Origin of the sequence: Streptomyces sp. NBC_01549, assembly GCF_026339955.1 — a bacterium.
GTDB lineage: Bacteria > Actinomycetota > Actinomycetes > Streptomycetales > Streptomycetaceae > Streptomyces.
Map to the genome: position 1 here is coordinate 472,426 of NZ_JAPEPW010000002.1, position 20,792 is coordinate 493,217.

Consider the following 20,792-nt stretch of genomic DNA (forward strand, 5'->3'; position numbering starts at 1 on the left):
AGGCTCCTCCCGGCCGACGAGAGCCTCCGCCCGGCCCACTCCTTGGGCCAGACAGCCGCCGACGCCCGCTACGCGACGTGGGATCACCCCGCGTGTCACCCTCCATCGGCGCCGCTCGGCCGGCCCCCCTCACCACATCGAACTGTAATTCGACACGCATACTTACCGGCTCCTCGGGGAACACGCGTCGACGACACCCACCCCGACGATGCCCAGTTCACCACCCACTCCACTCCACCACCGAGCACCGCCCGAGCGCGTCCACTCCCACCCGAGCCGGCGATCCCCAGCGAGCACTTCCCCTTGACCAACACAGGCGGTCCCATCGTGAGCAAGTCTTCCTTCGCCGACCCGGAGCAATCCGAATCGCCGGTCCGATCGAAGACCCACCTCCGCGAGGTCACCCGTCCCGGCCCCTTGCCCTCCCTCACCGGTCTGCGCTGGGTGGCGGCCCTGCTCGTCTTCTGCCTGCACACCCGCAATCTGGGCTACTTCAACGGGCAGGCCCGTCACTTCGCCGACTGGGGCTTCGGGGCGGGCTCCACCGGGGTCTCCTTCTTCTTTCTGCTCTCCGGCTTCGTCCTCTCCTGGTCCGCCCGGTCCGACGACCGTCCCACGGCCTTCTGGCGCCGCCGCTTCGCCCGCCTCTACCCCATCCACCTGGTCACAGCCTGCATGGCGGTGTTCGTCATGGGCATGGGCAAGCCGGCCGGCAGCGCGGCGAATCTCCTCCTCGTCCACTCCTGGTGGCACCCGTGGTGGCAGACGCTCGACCCCGTCAGCTGGTCCCTCGCGTGCGAGGCGTTCTTCTACGCGACCTTCCCCGCGTTCGCCCTGCTGCTGCGGCACGCCGGGGCCCTCACCGCGGCCGCGCTCGCCGGCGCGAGCGTCCTGACCGTGCTCATCCTGACCCGGGCGGACCTGCATATGGGGGTCGGCCGGACCCTGTACTCCTTCCCCCCGGCCCGGCTGCCGGAGTTCGTCCTCGGAGTCGCCGTCGCCCGCCTCGTACTCCTCGGCCGCTGGCGCGGCCCCGGCCTGGAGGCGTCGGTGGCCCTGACGATCATCGGCTACTTCCTGGTCTCCCAGGTCGGCGGAGCATACGCCTGTGTCGCCTGCACCTTGGTCGGTTTCACCTGTCTGATCCCCGCGGCCGCCCTCGCCGACGTACGCGGCCTGCCCAGCTTGTGGCGGCATCCGGCCCTCGTCCGACTGGGTGAACTCTCCTTCGCTTTCTACATGGTCCACCTGCTCGTGCTGCGGGTGGGGCAGCACCTGTCGAAACCGTCGCCGATCGGCGCGATCACCGCCTTCGCGGTGTCCCTGGCACTCGCCTGGCTCCTCTACGAGTACGTGGAGGTACCCGCCAGGCGATGGCTTCTGCGGCCCTTCATGAGATCCCTGCGACGCACCCCCGTGTCACGCTGATCAGGCGGGGCTGTCCCACAGGACATGCAGGGTGGGCGGCTTGCGGAAGACCAGCCCGTGCGGAGTGGTCGGGTGGGCCGGGTCGAGGCGCAGGGCGGGGAGACGTTCGAGCAGGCCTTGGAGGGCGATACGGGTCTCCAGCCGGGCGAGGTGCGCGGCGAGACAGTAGTGCGGGCCGTGTGCGAAGGCCAGCTGGAGACGCGCGTTGTCGCGGCGGACGTCGAACCGATCGGGGTCGGGGAAGACGGCCGGGTCGCGGTTGGCGCCCGTCAGGGAGACGGTGACCAGTTCACCCCGACGGATCGTGGCCGGGCCGAGGACGGTGTCACGGGTGGCGTAACGGTCCACGACCGCCGCTCCGGGTTCCAGGCGCAGCGATTCCTCGATCGCGCCGTCCAGCAGGTCGGCGTCGGCCCGGACAAGGGCGAGTTGGCCGGGGTCTCGCAGCAGGTGCAGCAGCGCGTTGGTGATCATCGCCTCGGTGGTCTCTATCCCTCCGAACATCAGCACCGCGGCGTTGGACGCCACTTCGGGCAGCGCCAGCCGTTCGGCGGCGGAGCCGAGGAGCGAAGCCGCGCCCCGGTCGGCGACGGTGGCTTCCACCGCGGCACGCAGCCGTGCATACGCCGCGGCGCCCGCCGGTGCCGCCTCGTGTCCGGCGGTGATGTCCGAGACCGACCGCACGATGGAGTCGTACCAGGAGAGCACCGTGTCCGGGGTGGTGCCGACCAGCCCGAGTGCCTCGGTCACCACGGCGACGGCGAGCGGGCCGGCGAAGGCGCGTCGCAGTTCGACGGCGCCCGCCGGTTCCAGCGCGGTGATGAGCCGATTGGTCTCCCGCTCGATGAACGAGGCGAAGCCGTCCCGTACTTCCCGGGGGCGGAAGGCAGCGGTGAAGGGCTCCCGGTGGCGGGCGTGCTCGTCACCGTCGAGGGACAGCATGCTCGGGCCGACGACCTGCGCGGTGGAGAACCGGGGGTCGTCGACGGTGAAGGTCGCGGGGTCCCGCATTACGCTCAGCGCGAGATCGCGGCGGGTCACCAGCCAGCCGTCCAGCTCCGGCAGCCAGGAAACGGGCTCGTGCGCACGGAGCCGGGCCAGTCGCGGATGGGGATCCGCGGCGAGTTCGGCGAGCGTGGTCGCGGCACCGAGCGGGAAGGAGCCGACGGCGCTCATCGCAAGCCTTGGCTGGACAGGGGGAATGGGATCACAGCCAAGGCTAACAATCGTGCTGAAAGCGCGGCTGACGGGGGCGTGATCAAGAAGGTCCTCGCACGGGTGGCGAAGGCCACTGACGGGATCGACGCGTCCGACACCACGGACATAGGCGTCGGGGAGGTCTGGTCGGCCGTGGCCTCCCACCTCGGTGGCCGCACATCGGAGCTGACCCCGATCCGCGACGGCGTCGTGTGGAACCTGCGGCTGCCCCGCACCCTGCTCGCCGCGGTCTACGCCGCCGGGCTCGCGGTGTGCGGGGCGGTCGTGCAGTCCCTGCTGCGCAACCCGCCCGCCGCCCCCTTCGTCCTCAGCGTCTCCGTGACCCGTACCCGGCTGATGCTCCAGTGCGTCACGGCCCTGGATCCACCACCGGTCCGCTCGGCCTGGACGACCAGGCCTGGGCGGTGACCGACCATCAGGACACCGCGGCGCTGAACTTCTTCCGCTGCCGGGGCCGGCGCCAGACCGTGTACCCGCAGCCCAGGGCGCACTCCGCGTGGATCGTCCTCCTCACTCCGCGGCACCCGGCGCTGTCCGAGATCCCTGTGCTGCCGTAGTACGAACCCGACCTGTCGATCAAGCCCACCTCTGGGAGGTCAAGGTCACAGCCGCGTCCTCTGCTGCTCACCTGCGGATCTGGCCTAGCATCCGAGCATGACGGTCCTGCCTGACGACGGGCTCTCGCTGGCCGCCGAGTTCCCTGACGCGACGCATGAGCAGTGGCAACGCCTGGTTGAGGGCGTCCTGCGCAAGTCGGGCAAGGAAGTCTCGGGCGACGCAGCGGAAGACGCCCTGTCCACCACGCTGGAGGACGGGCTGCGCGCCCGGCCCCTGTACACCGCGGACGACTCCGCGCCCGATCCCGGCCTGCCCGGTTTCGCTCCCTTCGTCCGAGGCGGCCGCCCCGAGGCCAACACCCTCGGCGGCTGGGACGTACGGCAGCAGCACACCGCCGCCGACGGCGCGGCGGTCCTCGCGGACCTGGAGAACGGCGTCACCTCGCTCTGGCTGGTCGCCGGTGCCGACGCCATTCCGGTGTCCTCGCTCGACCGGGTCCTCGACGGCGTCTATCTCGACCTCGCTCCCGTCGTCCTCGACGCGGGACGCGAAGTCGAGCCCGCCGCGCGCGAATTGCTACGGCTCTACCAGGAGCGCGGGGTCGCCAAGGAGGCCGCGCGCGGCAACCTGGGAGCCGACCCGCTGGGCTACGAGGCCCGTACGGGAGACGGCGGGTTCGACTTCGCGCCCGTCGCCGCTCTCGCGGAGCTGTGCGCCGAGGAGTACCCGGGGCTGCGGGCACTGACTGTGAACGCGCTGCCGTACCACGAGGCCGGCGGCTCAGCGGCCCAGGAGCTGGGCAGTTCGCTGGCGACCGGCGTCTCCTATCTGCGGGAGCTGACCGAGGCAGGGCTGACCGTCCAACAGGCCGCCGCCCAGCTGGAGTTCCGGTACGCGGCGACGGCCGACCAGTTCCTGACCATCGCCAAGCTGCGGGCGGCGCGCCGGCTGTGGGCGCGGGTGACCGAGGTCTGCGGGACCCCGGTCGGCCAGGTGCAGCACGCGGTGACCTCGCCGGTGATGATGTCCCGCCGTGATCCGTGGGTGAACATGCTGCGCGCGACGGTGGCGACCCTGGCCGCCGGGGTGGGCGGCGCCGACGCCGTCACCGTGCTGCCCTTCGACCACGCCCTGGGTCTGCCGGACGCCTTCGCCCGCCGGATCGCCCGCAACACCTCGACGATCCTGGTCGAGGAGTCGCATCTGTCCCGGGTGATCGACCCGGCCGGTGGGTCCTGGTATGTGGAGCGGCTCACCGACGAACTCGCCCACGCGGGCTGGGAGTTCTTCCAGCGGATCGAGCGGGAGGGCGGCCAGGCGGCGGCCCTGCGCTCCGGGCGGCTCGGCCAGGACCTCGCCGACACCTGGGAGGCACGCAGCGCGAAGCTCGCCAAGCGGCGCGAGCCCGTCACCGGGGTCAGCGAGTTCCCGAACCTCGCCGAACGCCTCGTGGAGCGCGAACCCGCCCCCGTGCCGCCGACCGGCGGGCTGCCGCGGGTGCGGCGCGACGAGGCGTTCGAGGCGCTGCGGGCCCGTTCCGACGCCCACCTGGCGGTGACCGGTTCCCGGCCGCGGATCTTCCTGGCCGCCCTCGGCCCGGCCGCCGCGCACACCGCCCGCCTCGCCTTCGCCTCGAACCTGTTCCAGGCGGGTGGCATCGAGCCCGTCACCGAGGGCGCGTTCGAGGACAGCGGTGCCAGCGAGGCCTGCCTGTGCTCCAGCGACACGCTGTACGAGGAGCGGGCCGCGGAGGTCGCCGGGGCGCTGAAGACGACGGGCGCCGGGCACGTGTTCCTCGCGGGCCGTCCCGGGCAGTACCCGGATGTCGATGCCTATGTCTTCGCGGGGTGCGACGCCGTAGCCGTGCTCTCCGCCACCCTCGACCGTATGGGAGTGTCCTGATGGCAGCCATGGGGATTCCCGACTTCTCCGGGATCGAGCTGGGGGTCCCGAAGGCCGACGGCGGCACCGACGACTGGCACGGCGCCGTCAAGAAGGCCACCGGCGGGGCCGATCTCCTGTGGGAGACCCCGGAGGGCATCGCGGTCGAGCCGCTGTACACCGGGCAGGACCTGGAGGGCCTGGACTTCCTGGGCACCTACCCGGGCGTCGCCCCGTATCTGCGCGGCCCGTACCCGACGATGTACGTCAACCAGCCCTGGACGATCCGTCAGTACGCGGGCTTCTCCACCGCCGAGGAGTCCAACGCCTTCTACCGACGGAATCTCGCGGCCGGCCAGAAGGGCCTGTCCGTCGCCTTCGACCTGCCCACCCACCGCGGCTATGACAGCGACCACCCGCGGGTGACCGGTGACGTCGGCATGGCGGGCGTGGCGATCGACTCGATCTACGACATGCGGCAGCTCTTCGACGGCATTCCGCTGGACAAGATGACCGTGTCGATGACGATGAACGGCGCCGTGCTGCCGGTGCTGGCGCTGTACATCGTGGCGGCGGAGGAACAGGGCGTGCCGCCCGAGAAGCTGGCCGGGACCATCCAGAACGACATCCTCAAGGAGTTCATGGTCCGCAACACCTACATCTATCCGCCGAAGCCGTCGATGCGGATCATCTCCGACATCTTCGCCTACACCTCGCAGCGGATGCCGCGCTACAACTCCATCTCCATCTCCGGCTACCACATCCAGGAGGCGGGCGCGACGGCCGACCTGGAGCTGGCGTACACGCTGGCCGACGGGGTGGAGTACATCCGGGCGGGACGGGGCGCGGGGATGGACGTGGACGCGTTCGCGCCGCGGCTGTCCTTCTTCTGGGCGATCGGCATGAACTTCTTCATGGAGATCGCGAAGATGCGTGCGGCGCGGCTGCTGTGGGCGAAGCTGGTCAAGCAGTTCGACCCGCAGAACGCCAAGTCCCTTTCCCTGCGCACCCATTCGCAGACGTCCGGGTGGTCGCTGACCGCGCAGGACGTGTTCAACAACGTCACGCGTACGTGTGTGGAGGCGATGGCGGCGACGCAGGGCCACACCCAGTCGCTGCACACCAACGCCCTCGACGAGGCCCTCGCGCTGCCCACCGACTTCTCCGCACGCATCGCCCGCAACACCCAGCTGCTGATCCAGCAGGAGTCCGGCACCACGCGGGTGATCGATCCGTGGGGCGGCAGCGCGTACGTCGAGAAGCTGACGTACGACCTCGCGCGCCGGGCGTGGCAGCACATCGAGGAGGTCGAGGCGGCGGGCGGTATGGCCAAGGCCATCGACGCGGGCATCCCCAAGCTGCGCATCGAGGAGGCGGCGGCCCGTACCCAGGCCCGCATCGACTCCGGACGCCAGCCGGTCATCGGCGTCAACAAGTACCGCGTCGAGACCGACGAACAGATCGACGTCCTCAAGGTCGACAACTCCTCCGTACGCACCCAGCAGATCGAGAAGCTACGGCGGCTGCGCGCGGAGCGCGACGAGCAGGTGTGCCAGGACGCGCTGCATGCCCTGACCCGCGCGGCCGAGAGCACCGGCAACCTGCTGGAGCTGGCCGTGAACGCGGCCCGTGCGAAGGCCACGGTCGGCGAGATCTCCGACGCCCTGGAGAAGGTGTACGGGCGGCACGCGAGTCAGATCCGTACGATCTCGGGTGTGTACCGCACCGAAGCCGGCGAGTCGCCGTCCGTCGAACGCACCCGCACCCTGGTGTCCTCCTTCGAGGAGTCCGAGGGCCGCCGGCCCCGCATCCTGGTCGCCAAGATGGGCCAGGACGGCCACGACCGCGGCCAGAAGGTGATCGCCACCGCCTTCGCCGACCTCGGCTTCGACGTCGACGTCGGCCCGCTGTTCCAGACCCCGGGCGAGGTGGCGCGCCAGGCCGTAGAGGCGGACGTGCACATCGTCGGGGTGTCCTCGCTGGCCGCCGGACACCTCACCCTCGTACCGGCGTTGCGGGAGTCGCTCGCCGAGGAGGGCCGCGAGGACATCATGATCGTGGTCGGCGGGGTGATTCCGCCGCAGGACGTGCCCACGCTCCTGGAGATGGGCGCGGCGGCCGTCTTCCCACCCGGGACGGTGATCCCGGACGCGGCGTACGACCTGGTGCAGCGGCTGTCCGCCGACCTCGGCCACGGCCTCTGACCCCCATGGCGATCGACCTCGGCACCTATGTGAAGGGCGTACTCGACGGGAAGCGGGCGCTGGTGGCGCGCGCCATCACGCTCGTGGAGTCGACCCGTCCCCAACACCGCTCCATGGCACAGGAGTTGCTGACCGAGCTGCTGCCGCACAGCGGCAGAGCGCGGCGGATCGGGATCAGCGGCGTGCCCGGCGTGGGCAAGTCGACGTTCATCGACGCGTTCGGCACACTGCTCACCTCGCTCGGATACCGGGTCGCGGTGCTCGCCGTCGATCCGTCGTCGACCCGGACGGGCGGTTCGATCCTGGGTGACAAGACCCGGATGGAGCGCCTGGCCGTCGACCCGGCGGCCTTCGTGCGGCCCTCCCCCACCGCGGGCACCCTCGGCGGGGTGGCGAAGGCGACCCGGGAGTCGATCGTGGTGATGGAGGCGGCGGGCTACGACGTCGTCCTGGTCGAGACGGTCGGCGTCGGCCAGTCGGAGACCGCGGTCGCGAACATGGTCGACTCCTTCCTGCTCCTGACCCTCGCCCGCACCGGGGACCAGTTGCAGGGCATCAAGAAGGGCGTCCTGGAGCTGGCGGACGTCATCGCCGTCAACAAGGCGGACGGACCGCACGAGCGCGACGCCCGCGCGGCGGCACGGGAGTTGGCGGGCGCGCTGCGGCTGATGCACCCCGCCGACGCCGCCTGGACCCCGCCGGTACTGAGTTGCAGCGCCCGTGAGTCGACCGGCCTGGACGAGGTCTGGGAGCGCCTCGAACAGCACCGTGCGCTCCTCGACTCCACCGGCCGCCTCGCCGCCAAGCGCCGCGACCAGCAGGTGGACTGGACGTGGACGATGGTCCGCGACGAACTCCTCGGCCGCCTGCACGCCGACCCGGCCGTGCGCGCCCTCGCTCCCGGCCTCGAACAGCAGGTACGGGACGGGGAGTTGACGGCCACGCTGGCCGCCGAGCGCATCCTGGGGGTGTTCGGCAGCGAGCGCGGCTGAACCGCGGGCGAGCGGCGCGCCGGGTGATGCAGTGAGCCCTGTACGCGCCCCCGTGTGCCGGGGGAACATGCGCCACGTCGACGGTCATGTGGCTGAGGTAGCGCTTACCCAGCCGCTCATTTTCCAGAAAGCAGGTCGGCTGCCGTGCTGTTGCGTCTGCCCACGTCCGTTTCCGAAGCACAGGAGTGCATGGCCGAGGGGGCGGTGCCCATAGGTGGGGCGACGCTGGTGTGGGCCACCTGGCAGCGGGACGGCTTCCCCGAGCGGGCGATGTCGCTGCGCGACCTGCCTGAGGCCAACACGATCGGACGCGAGGCTCTGGGTGGGGCCGTGGTGCTCAACCGGATCGACGACCGCGTGCCGGAGGCGCTGCGACGGGCGGCCTCCACCGTGGGGACCGGAGCCGTGCGCCGCACGGCGACCGTCGGCGGCAACATAGTCGGCAGCACGCTGCGCTGCCTGCTGCCCGCCGCACTCGTACTGGAAGGCCGCGCGGTGGTCCTGGAGCCGGACAGCGTCTATGAGACCGACCTGGCCGAGGTGCTGGCCAAGGGCCACCTGCTGCTCAGCCTCCGCTGGCGCGAGCCGATAGCCAGTTCGTACCGCAAGCTGGCCGGCGAAGCGGGAGGTCCGCCGCCGTTCGTCGTCGCTGCCGCTCTGCACGCCGCCGACGACGGGGGAACCCGCCTCCGTGTCGCCGTCCGCGACGGGTACGAGGTGCTCGCCGAGAGCACCGAGTACGACACCGGCTCCGATACCGAACGAGTCCTCGATCACCTACATCGTACGGCCGTCGGCGCACTGCATGCCACGGCCTGGGAAGCGGTCCGCGAACAGGTCACCGACCTCATGTCCCGCTCCGCCGACCGCTGAGGACTCCCGAACTGCGACAGCACGATCTCCAGGCTGCCGCGGCCGGTCGGTCCGACGTGCCACCATCAGGCAGGATGGGCGCCATGACCGAGATCCACACGCCCCGCCTCCTCCTCCGCCGCTGGAACGACGACGACGTCGTGCCGATGGCGGACATCAACGCCGACCCCCGAGTCATGCACTGGATCGACGACGGCTCCGTTCGCGACGTGGAGCACACCGCGGACGCCATCGAGCAGTGGGAGGAGGAATGGGACGAGGAGGGATTCGGCCTCTTCGCCGTCGAGCTGCTGGCCTCCGGGGAGCCGGCCGGCTTCGTGGGCCTGTCCGTGCCCGAGTTCCTGCCGGAGGTCCTGCCCGCCGTGGCCATCAGCTGGCGGCTCGGCTCACCATTCTGGGGCCAGGGGTACGCCTCCGAAGCCGCCCAGGCCACGTTGGAGTTCGCACTCCAGGATCGTGGCCTCGACCGCGTCATCAGCATCAGCCGAGCGGGGGACGACGCCTCCGAGAACGTCATCCGCAAGCTCGGTATGACGCTGGAGCGCGAGACGACGCATCCGGTGTACGGCTATTCGCTGCGCGTTCACGCCATCGATCTCACCGAGTTCGAAGCGTGAACCCGGCCGAGCCGTAGAACCTCGCGGCTCACGCCCTGGTATGGTCCGGCGCGGCCGGTGGCGCGACGAGCACCTTGGTGAGCGGGATCCGGGCCAGCAGGATCGCCCCGTACAGGATCAGGAGGACCCCGACGGTCTCGGGGATCAGCCACCAGCCGGTGCGTACCTGCTCCCCGTACAAGGTGACGCCCAGGGCAAGGCTGACCAGGGCGTCACCGAGGGTGAGGGCGGGTTGGGAAGCGACGAGGGGGCCGGACTGCACGGCGTTCTGCAGGAGGAACAGTGCGCAGACTCCGGTGGCGGCGAAGGCGTAGGTCTGCCAGGCGAGGAAGAACCCGGTGGCGCCGCCCGTCTGCCAGGCGTGCGTGGCGTCCTTGATCAGGGCCGCGGTGAGTGCGTAGCCGATGGCCGCCGCCGCGCCGAAACAGGCCGCGCGTGCGCGTCCGGCGGGGCGCCGCAGCGCGACTGCGACGGCAGCCGCCATGACGCCGGTACAGCACACGATGGCCAGGATCCACCCGCCCGTGGTGGGCAGGTCCGTCCCGAGCGAGGGTGCGGCCGCGACGAGTGCGATGCCCAGGCCGGCGGCGATACACCCCACGGCGATCCATCCGTGCCGGGTCACCCGCTTCCGTAGCACCAGACCGCCGATGAGCAGCGCGAACGGCAGTTCCAGAACGAAGATCGGCTGTACGACGGAGAGCGCTCCGTCGACCAGCGCCAGTGCCTGGAAGCACGCCGCCGCCATGACCGCGGCCATCCCGCCCAGCCACACCGGCCGGTGCAGCAGTTCGATGAGCAGCCTGGCGTGGAAGCCCTCGGACAACGGCACGTCCTGTGCGGCGCGGCGCTGGAGGACAGTGGCGGTCGCGTTGCTGACCGCGGCCAGCACCGCGAAGACGACGGAGAACACCAACCCCACCGGCTCGCCCCGCCTCCTCTCCCGCTTCTCCCATGGGCGCACACGGGCACACTCGGCCAACCAGGACGCACGCCCCACATCCATGCTCCCGCGGCACCATGGAGTCCGCCCCTTGACACGGCGGCGGGCGCACGGCCGGGGAGCCTGGCCGGATGAGCGGGCCGATGGAGCTCGAACCCGGCGCGCCGGAGCAGGACACCCTGGCCCTCCGGCTCGCCGACGTACGGGCGCTGGCCCGCACCGCCGGGTTCCGGGGGCGGATCGAGGAGGACGGCGGCGGTTCGGCACGCTCGGGGGCGGTGTCGTGGCAGTGTTCCGACATCGCCGCCGCCGGTGACAGCCTGGGCCGGCGGCCGTCGTACGTCCTGGACGAGTCGCTGGCCGCGCTCTGGGCGGCGACCTCACTCCGGTCGGAAGGCGGCCGCACGCCGTGAGCCTGCTCGTTCCGTTGTACGTCCACCCGGCCGAGGACCCGGGCGCCTGGCACCGTCTGATCACGGCCGCGGCCGTACGTACGCGGTCGTCCTCAATCCCGCGAACGGGCCGGGCCCGAGCCCCGACCCCGCGTTCACCGCGGCGGCCGGAGCGCTGCGGGCGGCCGGCGCCCGCCTGCTCGGCTACGTCGACACCGACTACGGTGTGCGCTCCACGGCCGAGGTAACCCAGGACGTCGTACGGCACCGGGAGTGGTACGCGGCCGACGGCTGCTTCCTGGACCGGGTGACCTCGGACGCGGCCGAACTGCCCGCCTGCAGAAGGCTGGTGCGGGCCGTACGGCGGCTGGGCGCCACGACCGTCGTGCTCAACCCCAGGTGCACCCGGCGCCGGGGTACGCGCGCGTCGCCGACCTGACGGTGACCTTCGAAGGGCACTGGACGACCTACGTGTCGGCGTTCAGCAGACCCGCGTGGACCGCCCGGCACCCGCCCGAGCGGTTCTGCCATCTCGTCTACGGCGTGCCCGAGGCGCTCGTACCGCTCGCCGTACGCACCGCGCGCGAACGCGGCGCGGCGGTCTACGGTCCCGTGACGGGAGAACCGCCCAATCCCTGGGCCCGGTTGACGCCCGCGCTGGGCGAGGCCGACTGAGCCCGGGACCGCCGTGGACACCCGGAAGGCCGCACGGGCGTCGACACGTGCCATGCTGGAACCGCTGATCATGGCGGAGAGCGAGGCAGAACAGCAGCGTGAGGACAGCGACACGGCCGGGCCGGACGAGGATCTGGGACCGCTTCGCGGCATCGGACCCCGGGCTGCTGCGGCTCATGGCCGGGCTGCGGACGGTGGGGGCCATCGCGCTCACGCTCGCCGTACTGGCGCCGCTCGGGGCCAGTAAGAGTCACCTGGTGGCCGGTTCCATCACGGCCATGGCCGCGACCTTCGCCATCAAGGAGAAGCAGTGGCGCCAACAGGCGGTCACGCTCGCGCTCGGGCTGGTCGTGGCACTCGCCGCGATGTCGCTGGGGGCGCTGCTCAGTACCCACGTGGTCGCGGGTGACCTCTTCTTCCTGGCACTGATCTTCGCCGCCGTGTACAGCCGCCGCTTCGGTGATCGCGGGACGGCCCTGGGACTCATCGGGTTCCAGGTCTACTTCGTGTCCCTGTTCGTCAGGGCCGGCGTCTCCGGGCTGCCGGGGCTCTGCGGGACCCTGGTCGTCGCGTTCGTGTGCAGCACGCTGGTGCGTTTCGTCCTCGTGCCGGAAACACCCGAACGTGTGCTGCGGCGGCTGCGCTCGGCCTTCCGGGCCCGGCTGGCGCAACTGGTGGCCGCCCAGATCGAGTTGCTGGACGCTGGCCCGGACCGCGTGGAGAAGGCTCTGGAGGAGGTCAGGCGGCACACCGCCCGGCTCCACGAGAGCGCGATGATGATCCAGGGGCGGCTGGAGGAGGGGACCCGCGACAGCGCCACCGCCGCGCACGTGCAGCGGCGCATCGCCGACGCCGAGATCGCCGCCGAGCGGCTCGGGGTGCTCATCCTCACCGCCCGCAGCGCGGAACGCGCCGACACGCTCACCCTGCATCTACCGCACGCGCCCGTACCCGCGGCGAGCGACCGGCTCCGGGCACAGGACGACACCACCGCCACCCTGCGCCGTGATCTCGAGGCGCTGCGCCTGCTCGTCCTGCGCCCGGTCGCCGAGGACCGCCGTACCGCGGTGGCCCATGTGCGCAACCGGCTGCTCGGCTACCGCGACGGGGACAACCTGCCGCGCGCCTCGGCGGCCGTCCAGGACGTCTTCCGCGGGATCGGGGAGACGGCACGTTCCGTCCTGGGTCTGCGGCTCGCGATCGACGGGCCCCAGGACGAGTCCGACGACACGCCGTCGACGACCCGTTCCCGTGAGGAGCTGGACGCCGAGGACGTCGCCATCGCCAGGGGCAAGGAGGACGAGGGGGACACGCAGGACCGCACGGGGTGGAAGCGTCCGACGACCCGCACCGCGGTCCAGGTGTCGGTGGGTTCGGCCCTGGCCATCGTCGGCGGTGAGTTCCTCTCCAGCCAGCGCTGGTACTGGGCCGTGCTGACCTGCTGGGTGGTCTTCCTGAACACGGCGTCCACCGGAGAGATCCTGGTCAAGGGCTACCGCCGGCTGCTCGGCACCGTCCTCGGTGTCGTCGCCGGTGCCCTGCTGGCAAGTCTGGTCGGCTCCCACACCTGGACCGCGTTCGGCCTGGTGCTGCTGTTCATCTTCGCGATGTTCTTCACCGCGCCGCTGTCGTACGCCCTGATGTCCTTCTTCGTCACGGCGATGCTGGGCCTGCTGTACACGCTGCTCAACACCTACAGCACCGGGGTGCTCGTCCTTCGCATCGAGGAAACGGCGCTCGGCGCCGCCTGCGGTGTCATCGCGGCCGCCCTGGTCCTGCCGGTGAACACGGACCGCCGCACCGACGAGCTGCTGGCCACGGTCCTGAACCGGCTCGGGGAGGTCACCGGTGCGGCGGTCGATCAGCTGAGCGGCGGCCCGGCGACCGAGCTGCTGGACAAGGCGCGGGATCTCGACACGGCTCTGGACGACCTACGGTCCTCCACGCAGCCCTTGACCCATCCGATCACCCCGCTGCGGGCCCGCCGGGAGACCGTGCGTTATCTCGTGGCGCTCCTGGAGACGTGCGCGTACCACGCGCGTTCCCTGGCGGCGACGGCTGAGCTGCTGCCCTACAGCAAGACCGTCGCGGCCGATCCCCGGCTCAAGGGGGCCGGCCGCCGCATAGCGCACAACATCGACGTCCTTGTCGCACGCGTCGAGCACGACGACCCCGAAGGCGTGGCCGAGACCGGCCCCAGCCTCGCGTCCATGCTGGAGTCGGACCGGCCGGGACTCCCCCGGCACGACCGCGTGACGGACCGGGTACTGCGGCATCTGCAGCGCCTGGACGAAGGCGTGATCGGCCTCGCGCGCCCTCTCGGAGTACCGGTGTCGACCCCCGCGGGCACGGCGTCGCGGGGCTCCGCCGCCTAGTTCCGCGGCACTACAACGGTTCGGCGGTCACGACTTCAGAAAGGCCGCCAGGCCCTCCAGCAGCCGTTCCACGTCGTCCTCGTCGTTGTACGGCGACAGGCCGAGGCGCAGGCCTCCGGTGTCGCCCAGGCCGAGGTGGCGTGATGCCTCCAGTGCGTAGAAGGTTCCCGCGGGCGCGTGCACGCTCCGGGCGGCCAGGAAGCGGTAGGCGTCCGCCGTGTCGCGGTCGTCGAAGGTCAGGAGCAGGGTGGGGGTGCGGTCGGCCGCCCGGGAGCGGATCGTGACGCCCGCCAGTGCGGCCAGGCCGTCTTCCATCCGGTCCCGCAGCGCTCGTTCGTGCCGCTCGATCGCTGCGAAGGCGAACCGCAGCCGGGCACGCCGGTCGTCCGCCGGACCGGTCCCGAGACCGGCGAGCAGGTCGACGGCGGCCCGGGTGCCGGCAAGGAGCTCATAGGGCAGCGTCCCCAGCTCGAAACGCTCCGGGACCATGTCGGTGGAAGGCAGCAGCTTGTCGGGAAGCAGCCTCTCCAGCAGGGCCGGAGCGGCGGCGAGCACGCCGTGGTGCGGGCCGAGGAACTTGTACGGCGAGCACACGAAGAAGTCGGCGCCGAGCCGTGCGAGGTCCACGAACGCGTGCGCCGTGTAGTGCACGCCGTCGACGTAGAGCAGTGCGTCCGTGCGGTGGACCAGGCGGGCGATCTCCGCGACGTCGGGGAGCGTGCCGATCAGGTTGGAGGCGGCGGTGACGGCGACCAGCCGGGTACGCTCGGTGAGCAGTTCACCCACGGCCGAGGGCGGGAGTTCGCCGGTGACCGGATCGAAGTCGGCCCATCGCACCCGGGCGCCGGCCCGTTCCCCGGCCTGGATCCAGGGGCGGATGTTGGCGTCGTGGTCGAGGCGGCTGACCACGATCTCGTCGCCGGGGGCCCAGTCCTTCGCCAGCGCCCGGGAGAAGTCGTAGGTGAGTTGGGTGGCGCTGCGGCCGAAGACGACTCCGGAGGGTTCCCCGCCCAGCAGGTCGGCCATGGCCTGCCGGAACTCCTGGACGAGGGCCTCCGCGTTCGCCTCTCCCGGGGTGACGCTGCCCCTGTTCGACAGTGGTCGGGTGAGCGCGTCGGCGATCGCCGCGCCGACCGGCGCCGGTGTCTGGGTGCCGCCCGGACCGTCGAAGTACGCGATGCCGGTCCGCAGGGCGGGGATCTGGGCGCGCAACGCGCCGACGTCGTAGGTCACTCGGGCTCCTTGGGTGCGATGTCGTCAGGCCGGGGACGACGTCTGGCGAGTTGTCCGGGCGGCAGGCTTCGGTAGCCGGCGAGGATACCCACAACCGTCTCCATCGGGCTTCGGAACAGCGATTACCCTGCTCTCCGGGCCGCATTCGACCGACCGGCGCGGTGCGGGTGAGCTGCGCGTCGCTGACCTGATGTGTCAGCGCCTACGGCTTCGGCTCGCCCAGCCGCCACCGACGCCGGAGACGTGCAGGGCAAGCAGCACCAGCCCTATGAGCATGACGTTGGTCGACGTGAAGACGTCGTTCGTCGAGATGTCCGCGGCATTGATCAAAAACGCGAGGAACAACACGATCGCCGCAACGATTCCGAGCATGGACTCTCCTCTTCCGAAGTGGTGGTGGAACCCGAGTGCCCCCAGGACTCCTGTCGACACCGCTTCGCAAAACGGTGCGACCGCGGAACGGGAGCTGGTCGCCGTCCATCGCTGGGGCGCCGCGGCGCGGTCCTGCCCGATGGCCTTCCTCTCCCGCCCCGCACAGTGGCAATCGCCGTACACAAGTCCAGCCGACCCGCACGGGGCCGAACCGCGGGTCCTGCCGTCATCATTGAGCCCACCACCCGGGCCGCGAGTGCTGATCAGTCTGCTCCTGTCGCCGCACACGCCCCCACCGGCCCGCAGCTCATCGAAAGCAGACAGCAATGGCACACACCCCGGCCGCATCGGCCTGTTCTCCCGTCGGAGCCGCTTCGTGACCGCGACCCGTGTCCCGGGCCTGATCCTGCCCCTGGTCTATCTCTGCGCGCTCGTCGCGGTCCTGGTCTGGTACTGGCGGCATCGCGGCGAGTAGCGCGGGGGCGTGGACGGAACGCCAGGCGGCACGGTCCGCCGAGCGGAACGGTACGCGCCAGGAGACGGGCGAAGTCGGTCATCTCCGGGCGAGGTAACTGCGTACGGTCGTTCCGCACTCGCCGGTGTGGACGCGTACGAGGTCGGACAGGAAGTGGACGAGGAGCAGGCCCCGACCGCCGAGTTGGTCGGGGCGCGCCGGGCGCCGGCCGGCCAGCGGGTCGGTCAGGTGCCCCTCGTCGCCCACCTCGCAGACGATCTGCTCGCTCTCGGCCCAGATCCGCAGTGTCCCCGAACCGCCTCCGTGCACCACGCTGTTGGTCGTCAACTCCGCGACGACAAGGTTCAGATCCTGCAGCCGGGGCGGCGCCATCCCCCGCTCCCGTGCTTCGCGCAGTGCGAAGTCGCGTGCGGTCGGCAGCTGTCCGGCGTCGAAGCGGACCGTTGCCGCTCCCGGCAGATGCGGCAACGTCTCGTTGCAGCGCGCGAGAACACGTTCGGGATCGTAGGCATGGCTCACGCCCGACCGCCCGTCGCTGATCACCACGGGGTGCGTGGCGTGTGCGTCGGCGATCACGTCGCCGGAGAGGGTTCGCGCGTCGTACGGGCAGAGGATGGTCACGCCGCGTCCGTGGAACGCCTCGTTGATGAGGGCTTCGTGCTGGACGCAGGCCGGGTACTCCAGCGGCGTACGGCCGTACCAGATCGGCTCCCCGATGATGCGCACCTGGCGCCCGGGGTGGGCGTCGGCGAACGATCGCAGCACCGCGGGAATGATCCGGCCGGGATTCCGGCCGGCCTGTGTCATGTCGATCCAGTGGACCTCCTCGGCGGCCGGTCCGAGTTCCGCTTTGAGCAGTTCGAGTCGAGACGGGGGTACCGCCACCGCCACGGGCCGGCCGGTGGCGAGGCCCTCGGACACGAACGGCAGCGTCCCTTCCGCATATTCCTGGTCGGAGCGGTACAGGAGCGCGGGGTGCGCGAAGGGCTCCGCCCGGTCCCGGGCGAGGGGCGACCTCGTTCCGTCTTCTCCCTGCTCCATGCCCACTGGCTCACCTCGGATCCCATTTTAGGCGGCGGCGGTTGGCGTCCGTGTGCATCCGGCAGGGGGCTTCGGCGAGAAGAGGTCCTGGACCCACGTCCGGCGGGCCGCGGAAGAGACACATTCCGCGAGTTTCGGAGGTTGGGTGGCATGACCGGCTTGAGACGGGGCAGACGGGCTCTGTCTTCAATTCCTTCGAACGATTTGGGGTGGACCACATGGCAGCCGTGACGGCAGCGAAGGCAACCAACACGGCACAGCAGGCAGGGACGGCACAGGAGGAGGCACTCCCCCTGATCGACGAGCCGCTGAAGATCAGCCCGAGGGACGCGCGCGAGCTGTCGCGTCAGTTCTTCGACCGGCTGGCCGTGTTGGAGGAAGGCACGCACGACTACCAGTACGCGCGCAACACGCTCATAGAGATGAACCTCTCCCTCGTGCGGTACGCGGCGGCTCGCTTCCGCAGCCGCAGCCAGGACGAGATGGAGGACATCGTCCAGGTCGGCACGATCGGGCTCATCAAGGCGATCGACCGTTTCGAGCTGACCCGCGAGGTCGAGTTCACCTCCTTCGCCGTTCCGTACATCGTCGGTGAGATCAAGCGCTTCTTCCGCGACACCAGCTGGGCCGTGCACGTACCCCGCCGTCTTCAGGAGGCGCGGATCGAGCTCGCCAAGGCGACGGACGAACTGCGTACCCGCCTCGGCCGAACCCCGACCACTCGTGAGCTGGCCGCGCTGATGTGTCTCTCCGAGGAGGAGGTCATCGAGGCGCGCAAGGCCTCCAACGGCTACAACTCCTCGTCCCTCGACGCCGCGCTCACCGCCGACGACGGTGCTGACGGGGACAGCGTTCTCGCGGACTTCATCGGCGAGGACGACGCCTCGCTCGAACTCGTCGAGGACTTCCAGTCCCTGGCGCCGCTGATCGCCGAACTGGACGAACGCCAGCGGCGGATCATCCACATGCGTTTCGTCGAGGAGCGCACCCAGGCCCAGATCGGTGAGGAACTCGGCATCTCGCAGATGCACGTCTCACGTCTGATCACCCGCATCATCAGGCGTCTTCGCACCGGGCTGCTCGACCCCGCGGTCGCCTGACGCACCGCGGCGTCTGACGCACCCGCCCCGGGCCGCGGTCGTCCGGGGCGGGTGCGGGACGGTCCCGCCCGAAGTCGGGCGGGACCGTCCTGTGCGTCAACGGGCCGAAGCCCCGGTCGACGCCGTGCTCGGCGCCGGGGCGTACCCGGCGGGCCGGGCGGTGAAGACTCCCCGGCCCCGGGTGCGGCCGCGCAGCCGGGTCGCGTAACCGAACAGCTCGACCAGCGGCACGGTCGCGTTGATCACCACAGCGCCCGCCCGCGCGACGGAGCCCGAGACCTGCCCGCGTCGCGCCGCGAGGTCACCGAGGACCCCGCCCACGGCATCGTCCGGCACCGTGACCGTGACGTCCGCCACCGGTTCCAGGAGAACCATCGCGCACGCGCGCAGCGCCTCCCGCAGTGCGAACCGGCCGGCTGTCCGGAACGCCCGCTCCGATGAGTCCTTCGGATGGGTCGCTCCATCGGTGAGGACGACACGCACCCCGGTGACCGGGTGTCCACCGAGCGGCCCGTCGGCCAGCGCGTCACGACACCCGGCCTCCAGCGCCCGGACGTATTCCTGTGGCACCCGTCCGCCGACAACGGTCGACCGGAACTCGAAGCGCGTCGCGTCCGCGGCGCCGTCGCCCGGTACATCCTGCAGCGGCTCCACGTCGAGTACGACGTGGGCGAACTCACCGGCGCCGCCGTCCTGTTTGACGTGCCGGTGGACCAGCCCCGACACTCCCCGGGCGACCGTCTCCCGGTAGGCCACCCTCGGCCGGCCGACCCGGACGTCCAGCCCGTGGGCGCGCCGGATCTTCTCCACCGCCACCTCCAGGTGCAGTTCGCCCATGCCCGACAGAACCATCTGGCCGGTCTCGGGGTCGGTGCGGACGACCAGCGAGGGATCCTCCTCGACCAGCCGTGTCAGTGCCGACACCAACAGGTCCGTGTCAGCGGTGCCGACGGCCTCGACGGCCACCGAGACGACCGGATCGGCGACGGCGGGCGGTTCGAGAACCAACGGAGCCCCGGGGGCACACAGGGTCGACCCGGCGCGGGCCGACTTCAGGCCGACCACCGCGACGATGTCCCCTGCCACCGCCTGCTCCAGTGGGGCGTGGCGGTCGGCCTGGACCCGCAGGATCCGGCCGATCCGCTCGACGCGCCCCGTGCCCGAGTCCCACACCGTCTCTCCCTTCCCGACCGTTCCCGAATAGACACGCAGGTACGTCAGCCGCCCCGTGGCGGTCGCGTTCACCTTGAACACCAGGGCCGAGAACGATGCCGCAGGGTCGGCCGGCCGCTCCTGTTCCGTGCCGTCCCGGGTGCCCCGTACCGCGGGCACGTCGCACGGCGACGGCAGGTAGGCCACGACGGCATCGAGCAGTGGCTCGATCCCGCGATTGCGGTAGGCCGAACCGCACAGCACCACCACACCGTCGCCGGAACGGGTCAGGTCGCGCAGCGCGGCGGCCAGGGTCCGCGCGCAGAGCGTCCCTTGCGCGCAGAACTCCTCGAGCGCGCCGGGGTGGAGTTCCGCCACCGCTTCCTCCAGTTGTCGGCGGCGCCCTTCCGCCGTCTCCCTCAGCGCCTCGGGCACCGGACCTTCCTCGACCGCGTCGCGGCCCTCGGGCCAGACCAGCGACCGCATGCGCAGGAGATCCACCACCCCGGTGAACCCGGCCTCCGATCCGATCGGCAACTGGACGACCAGCGGGGCCGGATGCAGCCGCTCCCGGATCGACTCGACCGCGGTGTCGAGGTCGGCACCGGCGCGGTCCAGCTTGTTGACGAAGGCGATCCGCGGCACGCCGTACCGGTCCGCCTGGCGCCACACCGACTCGCTCTGCGGCTCGACTCCCGCGACGGCGTCGAACACCGCCACGGCGCCGTCGAGCACCCGCAAGGAGCGCGCCACCTCGTCGGAGAAGTCGACGTGGCCCGGGGTGTCGATCAGGTTGATCCGGTGCGCGTCCCAGGCACAGCTCACAGCCGCGGCGAAGATGGTGATGCCACGATCGCGTTCCTGGGGGTCGAAGTCGGTGACGGTGGTGCCGTCATGGACCTCACCGCGCTTGTGAGTGGTCCCGGTGAGGTACAGGATCCGCTCGGTGAGGGTGGTCTTCCCGGCGTCGACGTGGGCGAGGATGCCCAGGTTGCGGACGGCGGCGAGCGGAGTGTCGAGGTGACGGTGCAGGTCGGTACGCACGGCCCATGGCCTTTCGGAATGATCCGGATGGGGCGACGCGATCTACCGGACGAAGCGGCCTGCGGGGGTGCCACAGGCCGTGCGGGGACCTCTGGCCACGCCACATCCCCATCGGGGCGTATGAGCCGATCGGCCCGGTGACGGGCGGCGGGAGGTCAGATGTTCGTCACGGACAACCGGTGGCGGCCGCGCAGCCGGCACCGGGGCCCCGAAGACACG

At 71.2% G+C, this 20,792-nt stretch carries 15 protein-coding genes and 3 pseudogenes; 12 read left to right on the forward strand and 6 right to left on the reverse strand.

Annotated elements, in window-relative coordinates:
• The first annotated feature begins 327 nt into the window (after positions 1 to 327).
• On the forward strand, positions 328 to 1,428 hold the full coding sequence (locus OG819_RS36745; RefSeq protein ID WP_266633522.1) for an acyltransferase: 1,101 nt from the start codon (positions 328 to 330) through the stop codon (positions 1,426 to 1,428).
• Here the strand turns inward: OG819_RS36745 and OG819_RS36750 are convergent, their stop codons facing one another.
• Positions 1,429 to 2,604: a cytochrome P450 gene (locus OG819_RS36750; RefSeq protein WP_266653430.1), complete on the reverse strand. Its 1,176-nt coding sequence runs from the start codon at positions 2,602 to 2,604 to the stop codon at positions 1,429 to 1,431. It abuts the gene before it with no gap.
• Positions 2,605 to 2,706: 102 nt separating this feature from the next.
• Between OG819_RS36750 and OG819_RS36755 the strand changes: the two are divergent.
• The 7 genes and pseudogenes from OG819_RS36755 to OG819_RS36785 form a co-directional block, all read left to right on the forward strand.
• Positions 2,707 to 2,964 (forward strand): annotated as a pseudogene (locus OG819_RS36755) (iron chelate uptake ABC transporter family permease subunit); the annotation flags it as partial.
• Positions 2,965 to 3,050: 86 nt separating this feature from the next.
• Entirely contained in the window at positions 3,051 to 3,203 is a 153-nt protein-coding gene (locus tag OG819_RS36760) for a hypothetical protein (RefSeq protein WP_266633519.1), read from the forward strand.
• 97 nt (positions 3,204 to 3,300) lie between these two features.
• A complete protein-coding gene (locus tag OG819_RS36765; protein ID WP_266653431.1) occupies positions 3,301 to 5,106 on the forward strand; it encodes a methylmalonyl-CoA mutase subunit beta in 1,806 nt (601 codons plus the stop codon).
• 8 nt (positions 5,107 to 5,114) lie between these two features.
• A complete protein-coding gene (gene scpA, locus OG819_RS36770) occupies positions 5,115 to 7,289 on the forward strand; it encodes a methylmalonyl-CoA mutase (RefSeq protein ID WP_266655446.1) in 2,175 nt (724 codons plus the stop codon).
• Positions 7,290 to 7,294: 5 nt separating this feature from the next.
• Positions 7,295 to 8,281: a methylmalonyl Co-A mutase-associated GTPase MeaB gene (meaB, locus tag OG819_RS36775; protein WP_266653432.1), complete on the forward strand. Its 987-nt coding sequence runs from the start codon at positions 7,295 to 7,297 to the stop codon at positions 8,279 to 8,281.
• A gap of 144 nt (positions 8,282 to 8,425) precedes the next feature.
• On the forward strand, positions 8,426 to 9,154 hold the full coding sequence (locus OG819_RS36780) for an FAD binding domain-containing protein (protein WP_266653433.1): 729 nt from the start codon (positions 8,426 to 8,428) through the stop codon (positions 9,152 to 9,154).
• A gap of 83 nt (positions 9,155 to 9,237) precedes the next feature.
• Complete coding sequence (locus tag OG819_RS36785; RefSeq protein WP_266633513.1) at positions 9,238 to 9,771, forward strand: GNAT family N-acetyltransferase; 534 nt, start codon at positions 9,238 to 9,240, stop codon at positions 9,769 to 9,771.
• Between the two features lie 28 nt (positions 9,772 to 9,799).
• Here OG819_RS36785 and OG819_RS36790 read toward each other — a convergent pair whose 3' ends face one another.
• Positions 9,800 to 10,693, reverse strand: a complete 894-nt coding sequence (locus OG819_RS36790; protein ID WP_266633511.1) for a DMT family transporter — start codon at positions 10,691 to 10,693, stop codon at positions 9,800 to 9,802.
• Between the two features lie 221 nt (positions 10,694 to 10,914).
• On the opposite strand from OG819_RS36790, the pseudogene OG819_RS36795 reads away from it, so the two are divergent.
• The 3 genes and pseudogenes from OG819_RS36795 to OG819_RS36805 form a co-directional block, all read left to right on the forward strand.
• A pseudogene (locus tag OG819_RS36795) lies at positions 10,915 to 11,127 on the forward strand (NAD(P)-dependent oxidoreductase); the annotation flags it as partial.
• Positions 11,124 to 11,781: pseudogene (locus tag OG819_RS36800) on the forward strand (spherulation-specific family 4 protein). The pseudogenes OG819_RS36795 and OG819_RS36800, both read left to right, overlap by 4 nt.
• A gap of 176 nt (positions 11,782 to 11,957) precedes the next feature.
• Positions 11,958 to 14,156, forward strand: coding sequence for an FUSC family protein (locus OG819_RS36805; RefSeq protein WP_266655448.1), 2,199 nt, complete (start codon positions 11,958 to 11,960; stop codon positions 14,154 to 14,156).
• Positions 14,157 to 14,183: 27 nt separating this feature from the next.
• On the opposite strand, the gene OG819_RS36810 is transcribed toward OG819_RS36805, so the two are convergent.
• From OG819_RS36810 to OG819_RS36820, 3 genes are all read right to left on the reverse strand, one after another.
• Positions 14,184 to 15,389 carry a cysteine desulfurase-like protein gene (locus OG819_RS36810; protein WP_266653434.1) on the reverse strand — a complete coding sequence of 402 codons (1,206 nt, stop codon included), beginning with the start codon at positions 15,387 to 15,389 and terminating at the stop codon, positions 14,184 to 14,186.
• A 195-nt stretch (positions 15,390 to 15,584) separates the two neighbouring features.
• The gene (locus tag OG819_RS36815) at positions 15,585 to 15,761 is read right to left on the reverse strand and encodes a hypothetical protein (RefSeq protein ID WP_266424135.1); all 177 of its coding nucleotides are present in this window, start codon (positions 15,759 to 15,761) and stop codon (positions 15,585 to 15,587) included.
• A 553-nt stretch (positions 15,762 to 16,314) separates the two neighbouring features.
• Positions 16,315 to 17,277 (reverse strand): sensor histidine kinase, encoded by a 963-nt coding sequence (locus tag OG819_RS36820; protein WP_266653435.1) that lies wholly within the window; start codon positions 17,275 to 17,277, stop codon positions 16,315 to 16,317.
• A 218-nt stretch (positions 17,278 to 17,495) separates the two neighbouring features.
• Here OG819_RS36820 and OG819_RS36825 point away from each other — a divergent pair, with 218 nt between their 5' ends.
• A complete protein-coding gene (locus tag OG819_RS36825) occupies positions 17,496 to 18,377 on the forward strand; it encodes an RNA polymerase sigma factor SigF (RefSeq protein WP_266424138.1) in 882 nt (293 codons plus the stop codon).
• Between the two features lie 96 nt (positions 18,378 to 18,473).
• Here the strand turns inward: OG819_RS36825 and fusA are convergent, their stop codons facing one another.
• Positions 18,474 to 20,573 carry an elongation factor G gene (gene fusA / locus OG819_RS36830; RefSeq protein ID WP_266653436.1) on the reverse strand — a complete coding sequence of 700 codons (2,100 nt, stop codon included), beginning with the start codon at positions 20,571 to 20,573 and terminating at the stop codon, positions 18,474 to 18,476.
• Positions 20,574 to 20,792: the final 219 nt, after the last annotated feature.